This is a genomic window from Pedobacter flavus, from assembly GCF_036324285.1.
Taxonomy (GTDB): Bacteria; Bacteroidota; Bacteroidia; order Sphingobacteriales; family Sphingobacteriaceae; genus Pedobacter; species Pedobacter flavus.
On sequence record NZ_JAZDQU010000002.1, the window covers coordinates 141,798 to 158,262 of the forward strand.

The 16,465-nt window shown below is 32.9% G+C and carries 14 protein-coding genes; 8 read left to right on the forward strand and 6 right to left on the reverse strand.

The genetic code is table 11. The features are described from left to right. The first annotated feature begins 69 nt into the window (after positions 1–69). Both VRU49_RS06575 and VRU49_RS06580 read left to right on the forward strand, forming a co-directional pair. Positions 70–558 carry a cytidine deaminase gene (locus VRU49_RS06575; protein ID WP_330145987.1) on the forward strand — a complete coding sequence of 163 codons (489 nt, stop codon included), beginning with the start codon at positions 70–72 and terminating at the stop codon, positions 556–558. Positions 559–777: 219 nt separating this feature from the next. Next, a complete protein-coding gene (locus VRU49_RS06580) occupies positions 778–3,549 on the forward strand; it encodes a DNA gyrase/topoisomerase IV subunit A (RefSeq protein WP_330145988.1) in 2,772 nt (923 codons plus the stop codon). A 22-nt stretch (positions 3,550–3,571) separates the two neighbouring features. Here the strand turns inward: VRU49_RS06580 and msrA are convergent, their stop codons facing one another. The 6 genes from msrA to VRU49_RS06610 all read right to left on the reverse strand — a co-directional run bounded on the left by msrA (position 3,572) and on the right by VRU49_RS06610 (position 9,914). Then, the gene (gene msrA, locus VRU49_RS06585) at positions 3,572–4,108 is read right to left on the reverse strand and encodes a peptide-methionine (S)-S-oxide reductase MsrA (protein WP_330145989.1); all 537 of its coding nucleotides are present in this window, start codon (positions 4,106–4,108) and stop codon (positions 3,572–3,574) included. A gap of 70 nt (positions 4,109–4,178) precedes the next feature. Beyond that, on the reverse strand, positions 4,179–5,228 hold the full coding sequence (locus VRU49_RS06590) for a hypothetical protein (RefSeq protein ID WP_330145990.1): 1,050 nt from the start codon (positions 5,226–5,228) through the stop codon (positions 4,179–4,181). A 182-nt stretch (positions 5,229–5,410) separates the two neighbouring features. Continuing rightward, complete coding sequence (locus VRU49_RS06595; protein ID WP_330145991.1) at positions 5,411–7,261, reverse strand: Xaa-Pro dipeptidyl-peptidase; 1,851 nt, start codon at positions 7,259–7,261, stop codon at positions 5,411–5,413. Between the two features lie 284 nt (positions 7,262–7,545). Next, the gene (locus VRU49_RS06600) at positions 7,546–8,427 is read right to left on the reverse strand and encodes a class I SAM-dependent methyltransferase (RefSeq protein WP_330145992.1); all 882 of its coding nucleotides are present in this window, start codon (positions 8,425–8,427) and stop codon (positions 7,546–7,548) included. A gap of 3 nt (positions 8,428–8,430) precedes the next feature. Next, positions 8,431–9,183 (reverse strand): ABC transporter ATP-binding protein, encoded by a 753-nt coding sequence (locus VRU49_RS06605; RefSeq protein ID WP_330145993.1) that lies wholly within the window; start codon positions 9,181–9,183, stop codon positions 8,431–8,433. Next, entirely contained in the window at positions 9,180–9,914 is a 735-nt protein-coding gene (locus VRU49_RS06610; RefSeq protein WP_330145994.1) for an MlaE family ABC transporter permease, read from the reverse strand. The genes VRU49_RS06605 and VRU49_RS06610 overlap by 4 nt, the downstream gene beginning before the upstream one ends. Positions 9,915–10,037: 123 nt before the next feature. Between VRU49_RS06610 and VRU49_RS06615 the strand changes: the two genes are divergently transcribed. From VRU49_RS06615 to hemA, 6 genes are all read left to right on the forward strand, one after another. Then, on the forward strand, positions 10,038–10,742 hold the full coding sequence (locus VRU49_RS06615; RefSeq protein WP_330145995.1) for an SDR family NAD(P)-dependent oxidoreductase: 705 nt from the start codon (positions 10,038–10,040) through the stop codon (positions 10,740–10,742). Positions 10,743–10,753: 11 nt separating this feature from the next. After that, a complete protein-coding gene (locus VRU49_RS06620) occupies positions 10,754–11,389 on the forward strand; it encodes a PspC domain-containing protein (protein WP_330145996.1) in 636 nt (211 codons plus the stop codon). Positions 11,390–11,412: 23 nt separating this feature from the next. After that, on the forward strand, positions 11,413–12,354 hold the full coding sequence (locus VRU49_RS06625) for a toast rack family protein (RefSeq protein WP_330145997.1): 942 nt from the start codon (positions 11,413–11,415) through the stop codon (positions 12,352–12,354). A gap of 8 nt (positions 12,355–12,362) precedes the next feature. Continuing rightward, positions 12,363–12,977 (forward strand): RDD family protein, encoded by a 615-nt coding sequence (locus VRU49_RS06630; RefSeq protein ID WP_330145998.1) that lies wholly within the window; start codon positions 12,363–12,365, stop codon positions 12,975–12,977. Between the two features lie 73 nt (positions 12,978–13,050). Continuing rightward, positions 13,051–15,030: a (E)-4-hydroxy-3-methylbut-2-enyl-diphosphate synthase gene (gene ispG, locus VRU49_RS06635; protein WP_330145999.1), complete on the forward strand. Its 1,980-nt coding sequence runs from the start codon at positions 13,051–13,053 to the stop codon at positions 15,028–15,030. A gap of 192 nt (positions 15,031–15,222) precedes the next feature. Next, a complete protein-coding gene (gene hemA, locus VRU49_RS06640; protein WP_330146000.1) occupies positions 15,223–16,449 on the forward strand; it encodes a glutamyl-tRNA reductase in 1,227 nt (408 codons plus the stop codon). The last annotated feature ends 16 nt before the right edge of the window (positions 16,450–16,465 follow it).

Genomic DNA, 16,465 nt, shown 5'->3' on the forward strand with positions numbered 1-16,465 from the left:
TTTGTTTAAAATAACAATTTAAGAATTCATTTGTTCTTTGAAATTTATAATTTTTGAATATATTGTGAAATGGAGCAAAAAGCGTTAACTATAGAATATAAAGTATTTAAGAATATAAGTGAATTAGATCCAACTATTCAGAATTTGTGTGAAGCTTCGGAAAAGGCTCTAGCAACGGCTTATGCGCCCTATTCTAATTTTAATGTAGGAACGGCAATAGAACTTGAAGATGGTAAAATTATAAAAGGAAGTAATCAAGAAAATGTAGCCTATCCATCTGGTTTATGTGCAGAACGTGTTGCCTTATTTACAATTGGATCTCAATTTCCAAATGCCATTATAAAACGAATGGCCATTACTGCTCAAACTAAAAAGTTTCAAATTTCAACACCTGTTACTTCTTGCGGTTCTTGCTTGCAGGTAATGGCTGAGTTTGAGCAAAAGCAAAAATCATCTATTCAAGTTGTATTTTATTGTTTAGGTGGCGAAGTAGTGGTGGTGAATTCGGTAAAAGATTTAATGCCTTTTTCATTTGTTGAAGATAGATTGGGAGATTAATTGACTGTAGTGTATTTAATTGGGTTTCGAACCAAATAATTAAGTCCAATTTTTAGTCTAAACTTGCCAAAACTTGCCTATAGAAATTAAGCCAATCATCAATTTTTATTAATATTGAATATTCATGTTTAATTAAATTTTAAGATGCTTTTTTGGAAATAAATCATCTAAAAAAGGTCTTAAAATTGTATATTTACACTTGCCTAAAGCGTATAGTTAATGAGTGAAGAGTTAGACGAACAATTTGATGAATCCACATCATCTCAAGATCAAGAAGTAAAGCATACTATAACCCCAATTACGGGTCTTTATGAAAATTGGTTTTTAGATTATGCTTCATACGTAATTTTAGATAGAGCAGTTCCCCATATCAATGATGGGTTAAAACCGGTTCAGCGTAGAATATTACATTCTTTAAAAGAAATGGACGATGGTCGTTTTAATAAAGCGGCCAATGTTATAGGTAATACCATGAAATATCACCCCCATGGTGATGCATCAATTGGTGATGCCATGGTTCAAATTGGACAAAAAGATTTATTAATTGATTGCCAAGGAAACTGGGGTGACCCTGTAACAGGAGATAGTGCTGCTGCACCTAGATATATTGAAGCCCGATTATCTAAATTTGCGATTGATGTTGTTTTTAATCCTGATACCACAAAATGGCAATTAAGTTACGATGGTCGAAATAATGAGCCTGTTACTTTACCAGTCAAGTTCCCACTCTTATTAGCTCAAGGTGCAGAAGGAATTGCAGTTGGTTTAGCTACCAAAGTAATGCCGCATAATTTTGTGGAATTGTTAGATGCATCTATTGCTTCTTTAAATGGCGAGCGACCTAATATTCTTCCGGATTTCTTTACCGGCGGAATGGCAGATTTCTCAAATTATAACGAAGGTATGCGCGGAGGGAAAATTAGAGTTCGCGCTAAAATTACTGAAAAGGATAAAAAGACTTTAGTTATTACCGAAATCCCTTTTTCTACGACTACAGGTTCAGTAATTGATAGTATTCTTTCGGCAAATGATAAGGGTAAGATTAAGATTAAAAAGATTGAAGATAATACAGCTGCAAATGTAGAGATTGTAATTCATCTTGCTCCCGGAATTTCTCCTGATGTAACTATAGATGCTTTATATGCTTTTACCAATTGCGAAGTTTCTATTTCTCCAAATACCTGTATCATTAAAGAAGATAAGCCCCATTTTATGAGTGTTAACGATATTTTAATCGAAAACACAAAATATACTAAAGGCTTATTAAAACAAGAATTAGAGATTAAGCTTAATGAATTACAAGAGAAAATATTCTTCAGTTCATTATTAAAAATATTTATTCAGGAAGGGATGTATAAAAATCCTGAATATGAAAACTCACCGAATTTTGATGCGGTTGTAGAGGTATTACACCGTTTATTTGATCCGTTTAAAGCTGATTTATATCGCGAAATTTTAGCTGAGGATTTTAAAAAATTAATCGATAAGCCAATGAGCAGTATCACCCGCTTTGATGTGAAAAAGGCGGATGAACAAATGAATACTTTAAATAATGAAATCAAAGTTGTAAAAGGTCATTTAAAGAATTTAACTGCTTATGCCATTGCTTGGTTCCAAAAACTTAAAGATAAATACGCTAAAGGAAGAGAACGTAAGACAGAAATTAGGTTCTTCGATAGGGTAGAGGCAGCTAAAGTTGCATTGGCCAATGTGAAGCTTTATATGAATCGTGAAGATGGTTTTATTGGAACCGGATTACGTAAAGATGAGTTTGTGGCTGACTGTTCTGATTTAGATGAAATAATTGTTTTCAGAGCAGATGGAAATTGTATTATTACCAAAGTGGCCGATAAAACTTTTGTTGGTAAAGATATTATTCATGCGCAAGTATTTAAGAAAAATGATGAGCGCACGGTTTATAATATGATTTATAAAGATGGTTCGAGTGGTACAAGTTATATTAAGCGTTTCTCTGTAATAGGCGTTACGCGCGATAAGGAATACGATTTAACAAAGGGAAGTAAAGGCTCTAAAGTATTGTATTTTACCGCTAATCCTAATGGGGAAGCCGAAATTGTGAATGTACAATTAAGACCACATAGTAAACTTAAAAAGCTACAGTTTGATATAGATTTTTCAGAATTAACCATTAAGGGTAGAAATTCTATGGGTAATATTGTTTCTAAATACCCTGTTAAGAAAATTGTTTTAAAATCTAAAGGTGTTTCTACTTTATCTGGCCTTAAAATTTGGTATGATGATTTATTGAAACGTTTAAATGTAGATGGTAGGGGAACTTATTTAGGTGAGTTTGATGGTGATGATAAGATTTTAATTGTACACGAAGACGGTTGGTATGAGTTAACCTCTTTTGAATTAAGTAATCATTTTGATTCAGGAATGATTCTTATGCAAAAATTTGATCCTACAAAGGTTTTTGGTCTAGTTCATTATGATGCTAAAGCGAAGAATTATTTTGTAAAACGCTTTGTGTTTGAACTTCAACCTGCTGGCAAAGAGGTGAAAATTATAAGTGAAGAACCAGGCTCTAAATTGATGTTTATTACAGGTGATCCTAATGCTATGATAGAATTGGATGTAGAGAAGGGAAAAACCAAAACTCCTGAAACATTACAATTAAATCTAGCTGAACTAATTGATGTAAAAGGATTGAAAGCTAATGGAAATCGGTTAAGTCAACACGCAATTCAAGCAATTCGCTTAATTGACACGCCTGAAATAATGGTGGATGAAGTTCCTGAAAAAAACGAATCAAAGGTTGAGGATTCGGTTAATGATATGGAGATTAATGATGGGGATGATGCAGACGAAAACTCAGTTGAAGTAAATGAATTTAAGGAAGCTTCTAGTGGTGAGGCTGATGATAAAAAGGAAGCTGAAGTCGTTTCCAAACCAAAAACTATAGATTTAGAAATAACTAACCCAAATGATTTAGAAATAGATGATAAGGGACAAATGGGGTTATTCTAAGAACTTAAAAAGGAGCAAATAATTAAATTTGCTCCTTTATTTTTTCTTTAAATTCTTTAATAAACTTATTTAGCTTTGGTTCTATTACAAATGAACAATAGGGCTGATAAGGGTTGTTTCTATAATAATTAAAATGCTCTTCTTCTGCTGGATAGAAAGCACTTGCTGCGGTTATTTCCGTTACAATTGGGTTTGTATAAATACCTTCTTCATCTAAACTATCTTTAATCTTTGAAGCGGCATTTTGTTGAGCTTCATTTAAGTAAAAAATTACAGATCTGTATTGAGTGCCTTTGTCGTTCCCTTGACGGTTTAATGTGGTTGGGTCGTGTGTCTTGAAAAACACCAATAGTAATTCTTCGTAGCTAATTACATCTTCATTAAAGTCTATTTTAATTACTTCAGCGTGTCCAGTATTTCCATAGCAGATTTCTCTATAGGTTGGGTTTTTTAATTGTCCACCCGAATAGCCTGGTATTACGTTTATAACACCTTCTAGTTGTTGGAACACCGCTTCAGTGCACCAAAAACATCCTCCTCCAAAAATTGCTGTTTGCATAAATTAGAAACAAAAAAAGTTAGACGCTGGTTTTAAAAACAAAACATCTAACTTTTTAAAAACTATTATTTTATTGATACTGAATGTAAATAGGCTGAGGTTTTAATTTTAATAACTCCTCAGGCGTCATTAATCTATTTGGCGCTCGTTTAAGGTCGTTTTTATAGAAGATTTTAAACCCAGTAAATTGAATAGGTTCACTATAAATAAAATGTCTGTAAGTGCCTTTCTTTAACTCAGGTTCTCCCCATCCATCCATATGAGAAACAATCTGAACTTCCTTTCTTAATTTAACGTTTTGATAGTTGGTTACCATTCTTCTAGTAAATCTATGAACAACCAATACTTTAGGAGGTAAATTATGTTTATTTACTAAATCTGCTAAATATTGCGATACATAGTTTATATCAGCAGCGTCATAGGTTCCAATTTTTTTGCCAGGTAAACTACCATCTTTCATCGAGAATTCTGGATCAATGCCTAAATGTACATGAGGCATCATCATGTATTTTTCCAATTTAGGCAGCTCTTTTTGAATGGTACTTAATCCAACTTGAATATCAAGGAAAACAATTGCATTATGCATTTTAGCGATTGCAAGTGCCGAATCAATTTGAGAATCAGGCATTCTGTTAATGTACATTCCATCTTTTCCTGGACTACCACTAGCTACCACAGCAATATAATGAATACCTACTTGAACAGGAGTTTTTGGATCTGCTTTTTCCCAGTTTTGCACTTCTTTTTTAAGCATTTTCCACATTTCATTAGGTGCATATTCGCCTAATGCCCCCATTTTTTTTGAATATAAATTGCCATAATAAACCACTATTCTTTTATTTGGAAGAATAGCTCCATCAATCGGATAGGGTTGTTTTTTAACTGGCCATAAGCCAGAAGTATCTCCATTTGCTAGTTCTTTATTCTTTTTATTGTATAAAGCAGTATCTACAGGTAATCTCTCTATCACAGCAGCTTGTTCTTGTTCTTCTACGTTTTCTACAGCATCTGTTTTTTTTGCCTCTGTAGATTTTCCTTTAGTGTCGGAAGTACAACTACTAAAAATACCTAATGCTAATAAATAAGTTAAGGTTACAGCAGAAAAGGAGTTTAATTTCATATAAAAAGAATATTATAATATTTAGATATAAAGGTAAATCATTTATATTGATTTGAACTTAAGAAATATTTTTCAAATCAAGAAAATTCAAAGATTAAATTGTGATTTAAGGAAAGTCTGAGTAAAAAAAATAGGTCGTTGAATTTATCAACGACCTATTTTATTAATTTTATATAAAAAGTTTATTTTGTTGCTTTATCCCAAGCTGCTTTTCCTCCTACAACCGGAATGGTGAAACTTGTTCCATTTAGGTCAATGGTAATTTCAGTTCCTGCCTTTGGCCAAAGCGTAAATTCTTTATCACTTGAGAAAATCATTAATCCAATTTGTTTTCCAGCTGGAATGATTTGATCGTCTGGCTGAAGTTCAAATGTTAAATCAACAAATTTTCCAGGAACCAAAGGTTCACCTTTTCTAATTGATTTGTGATTTTGAGGGTCTGCCCATCCACGAGTAATTACATTTTCATAAATTTTCGCAGTTTTTTCCTCATTCCAAGGTAGAGAAACTAACCAAACAGAGAAATTTGCTGCTGGTTTACTGCTCGATAGTTTAACAGAAATTTTGCTCAAACCTGATAAATGTACAGCTTCCTTTAAAACTGGACTAACATATAATAACCTATTGTCTGACTTAGGCGACATGGCTAAATCTTTTCCAGAGAATTGTACGTCATCAATTAGTTTTTCAGTTCCTTGATTAGATGCTTTAGAAGTACTTAAATTACCTTTTTCATTTCCACCTTTAGTTAAATAAAGGGTTACTGGGCTTGCTGCAGGGTTAGGGAAATTTGCATAAGGAGTAGGCTCACCTTGTGGCGCACCTTCGCGAGTAATCCATGCTTTTGGATCTTTTTCAACTCCATTTTGAACATCAAACAAGAAACGAGTGAACCATCTGTTCATCATTTTAACCGGAGGGGGACCGCCATGGCCTCCTTGGTGATAATAAATTTGAGTTGGTAATCCCATTTTCTCTGCTTCTTTATACACTCTATAGCTATGTTCAGGCATTACATTCCAATCATTGAAACCGTGCGACATAAGTAATGCAGCTTTCATAGGTTTCATTTGATTAACATAATCTCTACCCGCCCAGAAATCATTGTAATCGCCAGTAGTACGATCCATTCCATTTGCTAATTCTGTATCACGAACAGTTTTATTATTATAGGCTCTTTTAGATGGGTCACCGCTATGGATGTAGTCATATAATACGTCTATGTCTTCACCTGGGTAACCTCCAGGGTTTCTAATTAAGCCATTTGAACGATAGTAATGATAATAGGAAGTATTTGGAGCTACAGGAATAATTGCTTTTAAAGCTTCTACACCAGTTGTAGCTGCAGCAAGGGGTAATGTACCTACATAAGAAGTACCGGTCATACCAACTTTTCCAGTACTCCAAAATGCTTTTACTTTTTCGCCACCTACTCGTGCTGTATAACCATTATCTTTTCCTGCTAACCATTCGATCACAGCTTTTGGTGCTAGAGATTCATTTTTCCCACCAACTGTAGGCGAGCCATCAGATTGTCCGGTACCTGGTGATGATGAATGCACTACAATAAAACCTCTTCTAATCCATTCGCGTTCTTGAGAAGTTGAAAGAGGTTTTGGAGTTCTGGTTACAACTTCGTGATGTGTTCTTGCAATTGGTGGCTTTACCCCAACTTCATGCTTCACATCCCAAAAAACACCTGGTTGATTGCCTAAAGTTCCAGTGTAATATGGACTAGTTTCATAAATTATTGGAAGTTTTAAACCTTCAGTTTCTGTTTGATATGGTCTAGTTACCGTAACATGCATACGGTCTAATTTTCCATCGCCATCGGTATCAAATGTAGTTTCTACCCATAATTCTTGTCGAATCCATTTATCTGGAGTTTCGAAAGCTGGAACAATTTGCGCTTCTCCGTCTTTTATTACCGGTTTAGCAGGCGAACTATTCTGCGCAAAAACGGAAGAAGCAGCCAACACTAGACCTAGGGAAAGGCCTATTGCTCCTTTTTTATTAATGTTAATTTTCATCATAAGATTTAGTATTTCGGATTATTTGTGCGGAAATATTTAAAAATTCTATTCAACTAATAAATAAACCCTATTAATTTTAATAAATATAAATATTACTTTATTAAAATATTAAAATAGTGATTAGTTAACTAGATTTTTACCAAATCTTCGTTATAACTTTAATTATTTGATTAATAAGTGATTGAGATAGGTTTGAGAAAGTCGTAAATGTTAAGAGGAAAATTGATTTACCTCAAAAAAAAGCGGAATATAAGTGCTTAGTAAAACGGCTAAGCACTTATATTTTATAAACTGTTAAATTTACCAAAAACGCCCAAGGGCAATTTTATACCAGAAGTGGCTTGTAAAAATAATTCTCCAGTTTCTAGGTTTTTAACTTTAGGGAATGAAGTTTTAATAAGATTCTCTACGATTACTGAAGAAAAGCCTAATGAATAAGTATTTAAGATTAGAAAATGTTCCCCAGGATCTAAAAGTTGAACTACATCTTGCATCATCTCTTGAATATGATCCTCTAATTTCCATTTTTCGCCATTAGGGCCATGTCCGTATGCTGGAGGATCTAAAATAATTCCGTTGTATTTTTTTCCTCTTTTTAATTCCTTTTTAACATATTTCAACGCATCTTCTACCATCCACCTTGTGTTTTTTAAGCCAGATAGTTCTTGATTTTCATTGGCCCAGGTAACAACTTGTTTAATAGAATCCACGTGCGTTGTGTCGGCTCCTGCGGCATTAGCAATTAAACTTGCAGCTCCCGTGTAAGCAAAAAGGTTAAGAACTTTAGGACTAGGCGTTTTAAACTTTTTAATTGTTTTTGAAATGTAATCCCAGTTTACTGCTTGCTCAGGAAAAACACCTAAATGTTTGAAAGAAGTTAAACCTAATCTTAATTTAATGGATACTTCGGGATTTGAATATTCAATATGCCAACGATCGGGTGCATTTTTATTCTTTTTTATCCATTCTCCAGAAGTAGCTGATCTGCCTTTGAAAATTATATCTGCTTTTTTTTGCCATTCATTTTCTGTGTAAACTTTTTTCCAAACGGCCTGAGGTTCAGGGCGACGTAAAACAACGTCTCCAAAACGTTCTAATTTTTCAAAGTCTCCACAATCTAATAATTCGTAATCTGGAAAATTAGTTGGCGATAGTAGTTGAATCATGTGTTAAAATTTATCTTTCGCAGCTTTCATAAATCGGCTTGCAAAAACAAAGTCGTTAAGTTCTTTAATGTCTGTTTTAGAAATGTCTTTATTAGAACCTTCCCAGAATTTTTTCCCTTCATAAAGGAAAATTATATAATCTCCAATACCCATTACCGAGTTCATGTCGTGGGTAACCACGATTGTGGTTGTATTATATTCTTCCGTAATTTCTTTAATCAGTTCGTCTATAACAATTGAAGTTCTAGGGTCTAAACCAGAATTGGGTTCATCACAGAAAAGGTATTTAGGATTCATCGCTATTGCTCTAGCAATACCTACTCTTTTTTTCATTCCTCCAGATAGTTCTGCAGGGTATAATTTATTTTTCCCAACCAAATCTACTCGTTCTAAGCAAAAATTTGCTCTTTCTCTTTTTTCACTATTCGACTGATCTGTGAACATATTTAGTGGAAACATGATGTTTTCTTCAACTGTCATGGAATCGAAAAGTGCAGATCCTTGAAATAGCATTCCAATTTCTTTTCTTATTTCAATTCTTTCCTCAAAATTCATGTTTAAAAAATCTCTACCATCGTAAGAAACTCTTCCACTATCGGGTTTATGTAACCCAATCATGCATTTTAGTAAAGTTGTTTTACCTGATCCCGAACCACCAATTATTAAATTTGTAAGACCTGGTTTAAATGTACCTGAAATACCTTTTAAAACTTTATTGTCGCCGAACGACATATGTATATCCTGAACTTCGATCATAGTAATAATTGAGTAACGATATAATCTGCCGCAAGAATAGAAATACAGCTAATAACTACTGCTTTTGTACTAGAACGTGCAACTTCTAAAGCACCTCCACGTACATAAAAACCTTCGTAAGCAGCAACAGAAGTAATTATAAATCCAAATACAAATGCTTTTACTAAAGCCACTGTAATGGTATAAGGATTAAAATCGGTAGTAATACCTTGAATATATTGAGAAGCAGTAATAGCTCCAGATAATGTACCTCCAATATAACCTCCTAAAATACTTAAGAACATAGAGATAATTACTAGAAATGGAACCATAGTAATACCTGCTATAATTTTAGGTAAAATTAAATAGCCCGGTGCGTTGATTCCCATAATTTCTAAAGCATCTATTTGTTCTGTGACACGCATGGTTCCAATTTCTGAGGAAATTGCAGATCCAATTTTTCCGGCAAGAACTAATGCACTTATGGTTGGACTTAATTCTAAAATACTAGAATCTCGAGTTACTTGTCCAATAATTGTTCTAGGTATTAAATCACTTGTTAACTGGAAAGCAATTTGCAATGTCATAACTGCTCCAACAAAAGTAGAAATAATACAAATTAGCCCTAAAGAACCAATTCCTACATAATTCATTTCTTGAAAAATTGCCTTTATATAGATTTTGAGCTTTTCGGGTTTTCTGAAAACTGCTTTTAAAAGAAGTATATACCTGCCAAAATTGGTAAAGTTCATGTATTTACATTATTAATTTATTGCAAAGATACTATACTACAAAGAAACGATAATATTTGTTCTGAGTTATATTTCTTAAAAAAATAATAATCATTTGAAAAATTTATAAGTCATTTGTCTTTTATGGAACAGAAAAGAGCAATAATTACAGGAGCTAGTAAAGGAATTGGTAGGGCCATAGCTTTTAAATTGGCAGAAGAAGGTTATTCTTTGGCACTTTGTGCACGAACTTTAGCCGATCTTAACTTGTTGAAAATGGAATTGGAAGTTTATAAGACTGAAATTCTTGTATTCCAGGTAGATTGCTCAATTAAGGCAGAAATAAAAGAATTTATAAAACAAATTGATCAACATTGGGGAGGAGTAGAAGTGCTCATCAATAATGTAGGTTATTATAAATCTAACTTAATTTTAGAAGAAGATGATCTAGATTTTGAATATCATTTAGCTGTTAATTTATTAGCGCCATATTACCTTTCAAAGCATTATGGAAATTTAATGAAGAAAAAAGGTAGCGGGCATATCTTTAATATAATTTCGATAAGTGCAATAGAGCAAACTGTAAATTATGGTAGTTATGGTGTAACTAAAGCGGGATTACTGAGTCTTAATAATGTAATTAACAAAGAGCTGGCTGAATTTGGTGTTAAAGTAACAGCGATTCTTCCGGGACCAACATTAACGCATTCATGGGCAGGTACAAATATACCCTCTGATCGTTTTTTAGATCCTAAAGATATTGCCGAAAATTTATATCAAGTTCTAAAATTAGGTTCAAATACTCAGGTAGATGAAATAATAATAAAGCCTCTTCAGTTTAAAATTTAAAATTGTAAGTCATGGAAAAGAAACTATATAGAAACGAACACGATAAAATGTTAGCGGGTGTATGTTCGGGTTTAGGAAATTACTTAGGAATTGAGGTGACTATTGTAAGATTGGTAATGGTTTTACTAACTTTTGTATTGGTGTTTTCTCCAATTATTGTATATATAATTCTTTGGGTTATTCTGCCTGTTAATCCTAATGGAATGCAGTATTTTAATACTTTTAATTCTTCTGCAGGTAGTCAGTTTAACAGCGCTAACGACCCTAATGATTTTAATAAAGCAGGTCAGTGGGAAAATAAATGGAATATGCCAAATGAAGGTTTTAATACAAATTTTAATCCCGATAATTTTAGACCAAAAAATAATAACGGAAAAATTATTGCAGGTGTTATCTTAATTGTTTTGGGAGGATTGTTTTTAGTAAGGGAATTAGAAATTCTGCCTTACTGGTTTAGCGTTAGAAAATTATGGCCACTAATTTTTGTTGGATTGGGTTTAGCTTTCATTTTTAAATCAAAAAAAGACAAACAATTTGAAGAATTTAAAGCAGCTAATGAAAAATATAATTCTACAGTAAATAAAGGAACTGCTCCTGATGTTGAAGAAAAGGATCAAAATTCTGCTGACCAAAATCAAACCATTTAATACATAATTTAAATCTGAATCTTATGAAAGTAGATAGAATAATTTGGGGGTTACTTTTCCTATTCGTTGGAGGAGTTATCTTATTGGATAATTTTAATGTTATCGAATTTTATTGGAGAAATGTATGGCGTTTTTGGCCAGTACTCTTAATAGTGGCTGGTGTTAACTTGTTGGTTAATAGAAAGAATTCGCCAATTGGAGGATATGTGACTATCGCAGTTACTGTAATTTCCCTTGCTTTTTTGTTTTGGAAAGGTCAACAGCCTGCACAAAGTTGGTGGTTTGGTGATAGAATTTATTCAAAAATAGAAAATGATGATTGGGAGGTTGATCATAAAGCTAAAATGGTTTATTCTGAAGCTATGCCGAGTGTAACTCCTAGAACGGCTAATCTTAATTTCAATGGTGGAGGTTATAAATTTTCACTTGAAGGTGAAACAGATAGCTTACTTTTTGCAGAATCTAGAATCAAAAAAAATGCACTTAGTTATACGAGTATAATAACTGATTCTGTGGCTACTTTAGAGTTTTCTACTAATAATCGCAAGAATAACTCTTGGAATGTAGATGGAAGTAACCAATTAAAATTATATTTAAACAAAAATCCGGAATGGAATTTTGATATAAATTTTGGTGCGGGGGAATTAGATATGGATCTAAAAGATTATAGAGTGAAAAATTTTGAATTTAATGGGGGAGCAACAGATGTTGATATAGTTTTCGGAAATCTAGTTCCATTATTAAATGTTGTAGTAAAAGCTGGAGTATCTGATATAAAAATTAAAGTTCCTTTTGATAGCGGTTGTCAGATTGTGACCAGTACAGGAATGTCTATGAGAAACTTTAGAAATTTTAAGAAAGTGGAAGATGGATTATATGAAACTGAAGGTTATGCAGCTGCAAAAAATAAAATAAACATCAAAATTGAAGGAGGATTAGGTAATTTTGAAGTTCAAAGAAACTAAAATAACGAGTGGATAACGAAAAAAACTATATGGTTGTAATTCAGGGTAGGCCCGCAGGGCCATTTACCATGGAAGAACTAAAAGGTTTAAAAATTAAATCAGATACTTTTATTAAGGTTAGAGGTATGGATGATTATAAAGAAGCGCATGCAATTCCAGAATTGCGTGCGCTTTTCAATTTAAAGCCTATCATTACGGCACCTCAGTACTTTGGTTCCTTTGATTTAAGGCTTTTCGCTTCGGTTGTAGATCACTTATTGATTTCAATGATTTATGTGTTTTGCATCTTAATTTCCTTTGTTTTTATAAAAGATACAGCCACTAGAATATATGTAGCTTTATTTTTCTCGCCATCAATAATTATTGGGAAATTTATCTATTCTACTATTGCCGAATCTTCTAAAAAACAGGCCACTATTGGCAAAAGGTTGGTTAAAATTAGAGTTACAGATTTGGATGGAAAGAGGATTAGTTTTTCAGTAGCTTTTTTAAGAAACCTTTCGAAATTAGCATCTACTTTGCCTTTTTTTATAGGATATCTTTACAGTTTTTTAAACAAAAAACAACAGTGTTTACACGATGTAATTTGTGATACACTTGTGGTGAAAGATCGTCTGTTATAATCATTAAATCAGATTTTAAATTATTCAATATTTCCTAAGAACTTGATGTAGGTTATTGTTTATCTTTGCAATAATGGAGCAGTTTTCTAATCAAAAATTAAAAGGTGGTTATTGTAATGATCTGAATAATTATTCGAGATTTTTAACCCGTGAAGTAAATGTAGGTGGAATAATTATGGGTGGAAATAACCCTATAAGAGTGCAATCTATGACAACTACAGATACCATGAATACATTGGCTACTGTAGAGCAAACCATACGAATGGTAGAAGCGGGCTGCGAATATGTTAGAATTACTGCGCCCAGTATTAAGGAAGCCGAAAATTTAGCCGAAATAAAGAAACAACTAAAACTAAGAGGGTATGATGTACCTTTAATTGCTGATATACATTTCACACCTAATGCAGCAGAATTGGCCGCTAGGATAGTAGAAAAGGTAAGGGTTAATCCTGGTAATTATGCCGATAAAAAGAAGTTTGAGGAGATTGAATATACAGCTTCAGCCTATGAAGCTGAGTTGGAAAGAATTAGGAAAAAATTTACGCCGTTAGTTAAAATCTGTAAAGAATATGGAACGGCGATGCGCATTGGAACTAATCATGGTTCTTTATCTGATAGAATTATGAGCCATTATGGCGATACACCAGAAGGAATGGTGGAATCGGCCATGGAGTTTATTAGGATTTGTGAAGCAGAAAGCTTTCATAATTTGGTTATCTCTATGAAAGCTAGCAATACCCAAATTATGGTGCAAGCTTATAGACTCTTGGTTCAAACTATGGTTAAAGAAAATATGAATTACCCATTGCATCTAGGTGTAACTGAAGCCGGTGATGGTGAAGATGGAAGAATTAAGTCGGCGGTTGGAATAGGTACATTATTAGAGGATGGCCTGGGCGATACTATTCGAGTTTCTTTAACTGAAGAACCTGAAGCTGAAATTCCTGTGGCGCGGGCTTTGGTTGATAGATATGTTAGGAGGTCAACTGAATCCAAGAAAGTTGAATCGAAAATATTAAATGATCAAAGTGAAAATGTACATTATAGCCCTTTCAATTATACTAGACGTAAAACTAACTCGGTATTAAATATCGGTGGGGCAATTCCTCCAGTTGTTTGTATTGATATTTCTGGTGAGAACCTTAAAGATCCATACATGTTAACTAGTTTGGGTTATAATTATAGTGCTTTATTAGATAAGTATAATTTAAGTGATCAGGCAGCAGATATTGTATTTCTAGGAGATAATTTACCTTCATTTACTTTACCAGGTAATTTAAAGCAAGTTTATAACTACAAAACATGGTTGGAAATAGAAGACAAGGAAAATTGTTATCCAATTTTTAATGCTAAGGAAATAGACGTTAATCATGTTTGGGATGAGCATTTGAACTTTATTGAAATTTCAACGAATGATGATTTGGAACTTTCAAATCTGAAAAATTATCAGACTGAAGGAAAAAATATTGTTTTGGTATTGTCTACTGAATCTTCACATGGAATGGCAGCACAAAGAGCATTTTTCCTTGCTCTTGAAAATCATCAATTAGATTTTCCTGTTATTATCAAGAGAACTTACCAAAGTGATTTGTTGTTGGAAAATGTAAAATTATATGCTTCTACAGATTTTGGTGCATTGTTTACAGATGGATTTGGAGATGGAATTTGGCTGAGTAATCCTCAAAATATTGTAGAAATAAACAGCACCTGTTTTGGTATTTTACAAGCTACTAGAACAAGAATCAGTAAAACTGAATATATATCTTGCCCAAGCTGCGGCAGAACACTTTTCGATTTACAAGAGACCACTCAAATGATAAGATCTAGAACTGATCATTTAAAGGGTGTGAAAATTGGGATAATGGGTTGTATAGTAAACGGGCCAGGCGAAATGGCTGATGCAGATTACGGATATGTGGGTACTGGACCAGATAAAATAACCCTTTATAGAGGCAAAGAGGTGGTTAAAAAGTCGGTGCATTCTAGTAATGCTTTAGATGAACTAATCGACTTGATAAAAGAAGATGGAAATTGGGTTGAAAAACTTGGTTAATTATAATTAAGAACCATTTATTTAATACTCAATTTGACTCAAAAACTAACTGTTTTTATATAATAGAACAATAATTTAGATAGGTTTTCATTATTTAAAATCTTTCTAAATTAATCTTAATTACAGCTTAATGACAGATGAGCAAATTGTGGTGAGTACATTTGCAGAAAGAAAAATTATACGGAGTTTAACTTGGAATATTTAAAGGTAATCGCATTTACACATAAACAGATTGATTTACAATCACTAGGTAAGCTAGTTATTTGTGATCAGTCTTTAAATACTAGGTTGAGTAATATTCAGGCTTCACTTAATATTAAAGAAATTTTCTACGTGGCTACCTGCAATCGCGTTGAGTTTGTTTTTACTTCAAATTTGGCGATTGATAATAATTTTATCCATACTTTCTTAAATACATTGGATTTAGGCTTACCGCCTGAGTTTTTGGAGCGTTTTATAGATCAGGTTTCAGTATTTGAAGGAGAAGATGCTTTTAATCATTTGTTGCGAATTTCGTGTTCGTTAGAAAGTTTAGTGGTGGGGGAAAAAGAGATTTTAGCACAGTTACGTAAAGCATATGAACAATGTAAAGCTGAAGGTTTTACAGGCGATTATTTACGTGTTATTATGGATAGGGTTGTAAAAACTGCAAAGGAAGTTTATACAAACACTAAAATCTCAAGAAATCCTGTTTCTGTAGTTTCACTGGCTTATAGAAAATTAAAGCAATTAAATACTTGTAGTAATAGCAGATTATTAATTATTGGAGCAGGGGAAACCAATAGAAATCTTGCTGAGTATTTAAAGAAACATAAATATTCAAATTTTTCAATTTTCAATAGAACATTTGAGAAGGCAGAATCTCTAGCTAAGGTTCTAAATGGTACAGCATATCCTTTAAGTGAATTAAAAAACTTTAATAAAGGATTTGATGTTCTAATTACATGTACTGGTTCTACAGAGCATATTATTACACCAGAAATTTATGCGCAATTGTTGAATGGGGAAGAAGATAAAAAGGTAGTTGTTGATTTAGCATTACCAAATGATGTAGATCCTGAAGTAGTTTCTAATAATTCTATTCATTATATTGAAATTGAAAGTTTAAAAGAAACTGCACGTAAAAATATTCAAGAACGTTACGATGAATTGGTTCATGCTGAACAGATTATAGCTGATAATATTAAAGATTTTGAGCTGGTATTAAAACAGCGCAGAATTGAATTGGCTATGAGTGATGTTCCACAAAAAATAAAGGAAATAAAGCATACCGCTATTAATGCAGTTTTTGCTAACGAGATTAATTCAATGGACGATAATTCCAGAGAAATATTAGAGCGAGTTTTAAACTACATGGAGAAAAAATGCATTAGTGTCCCTATGCGTATAGCTAAAGAAATTTTAGTTAATAACAAATAGACCTTCTCGTCTTATA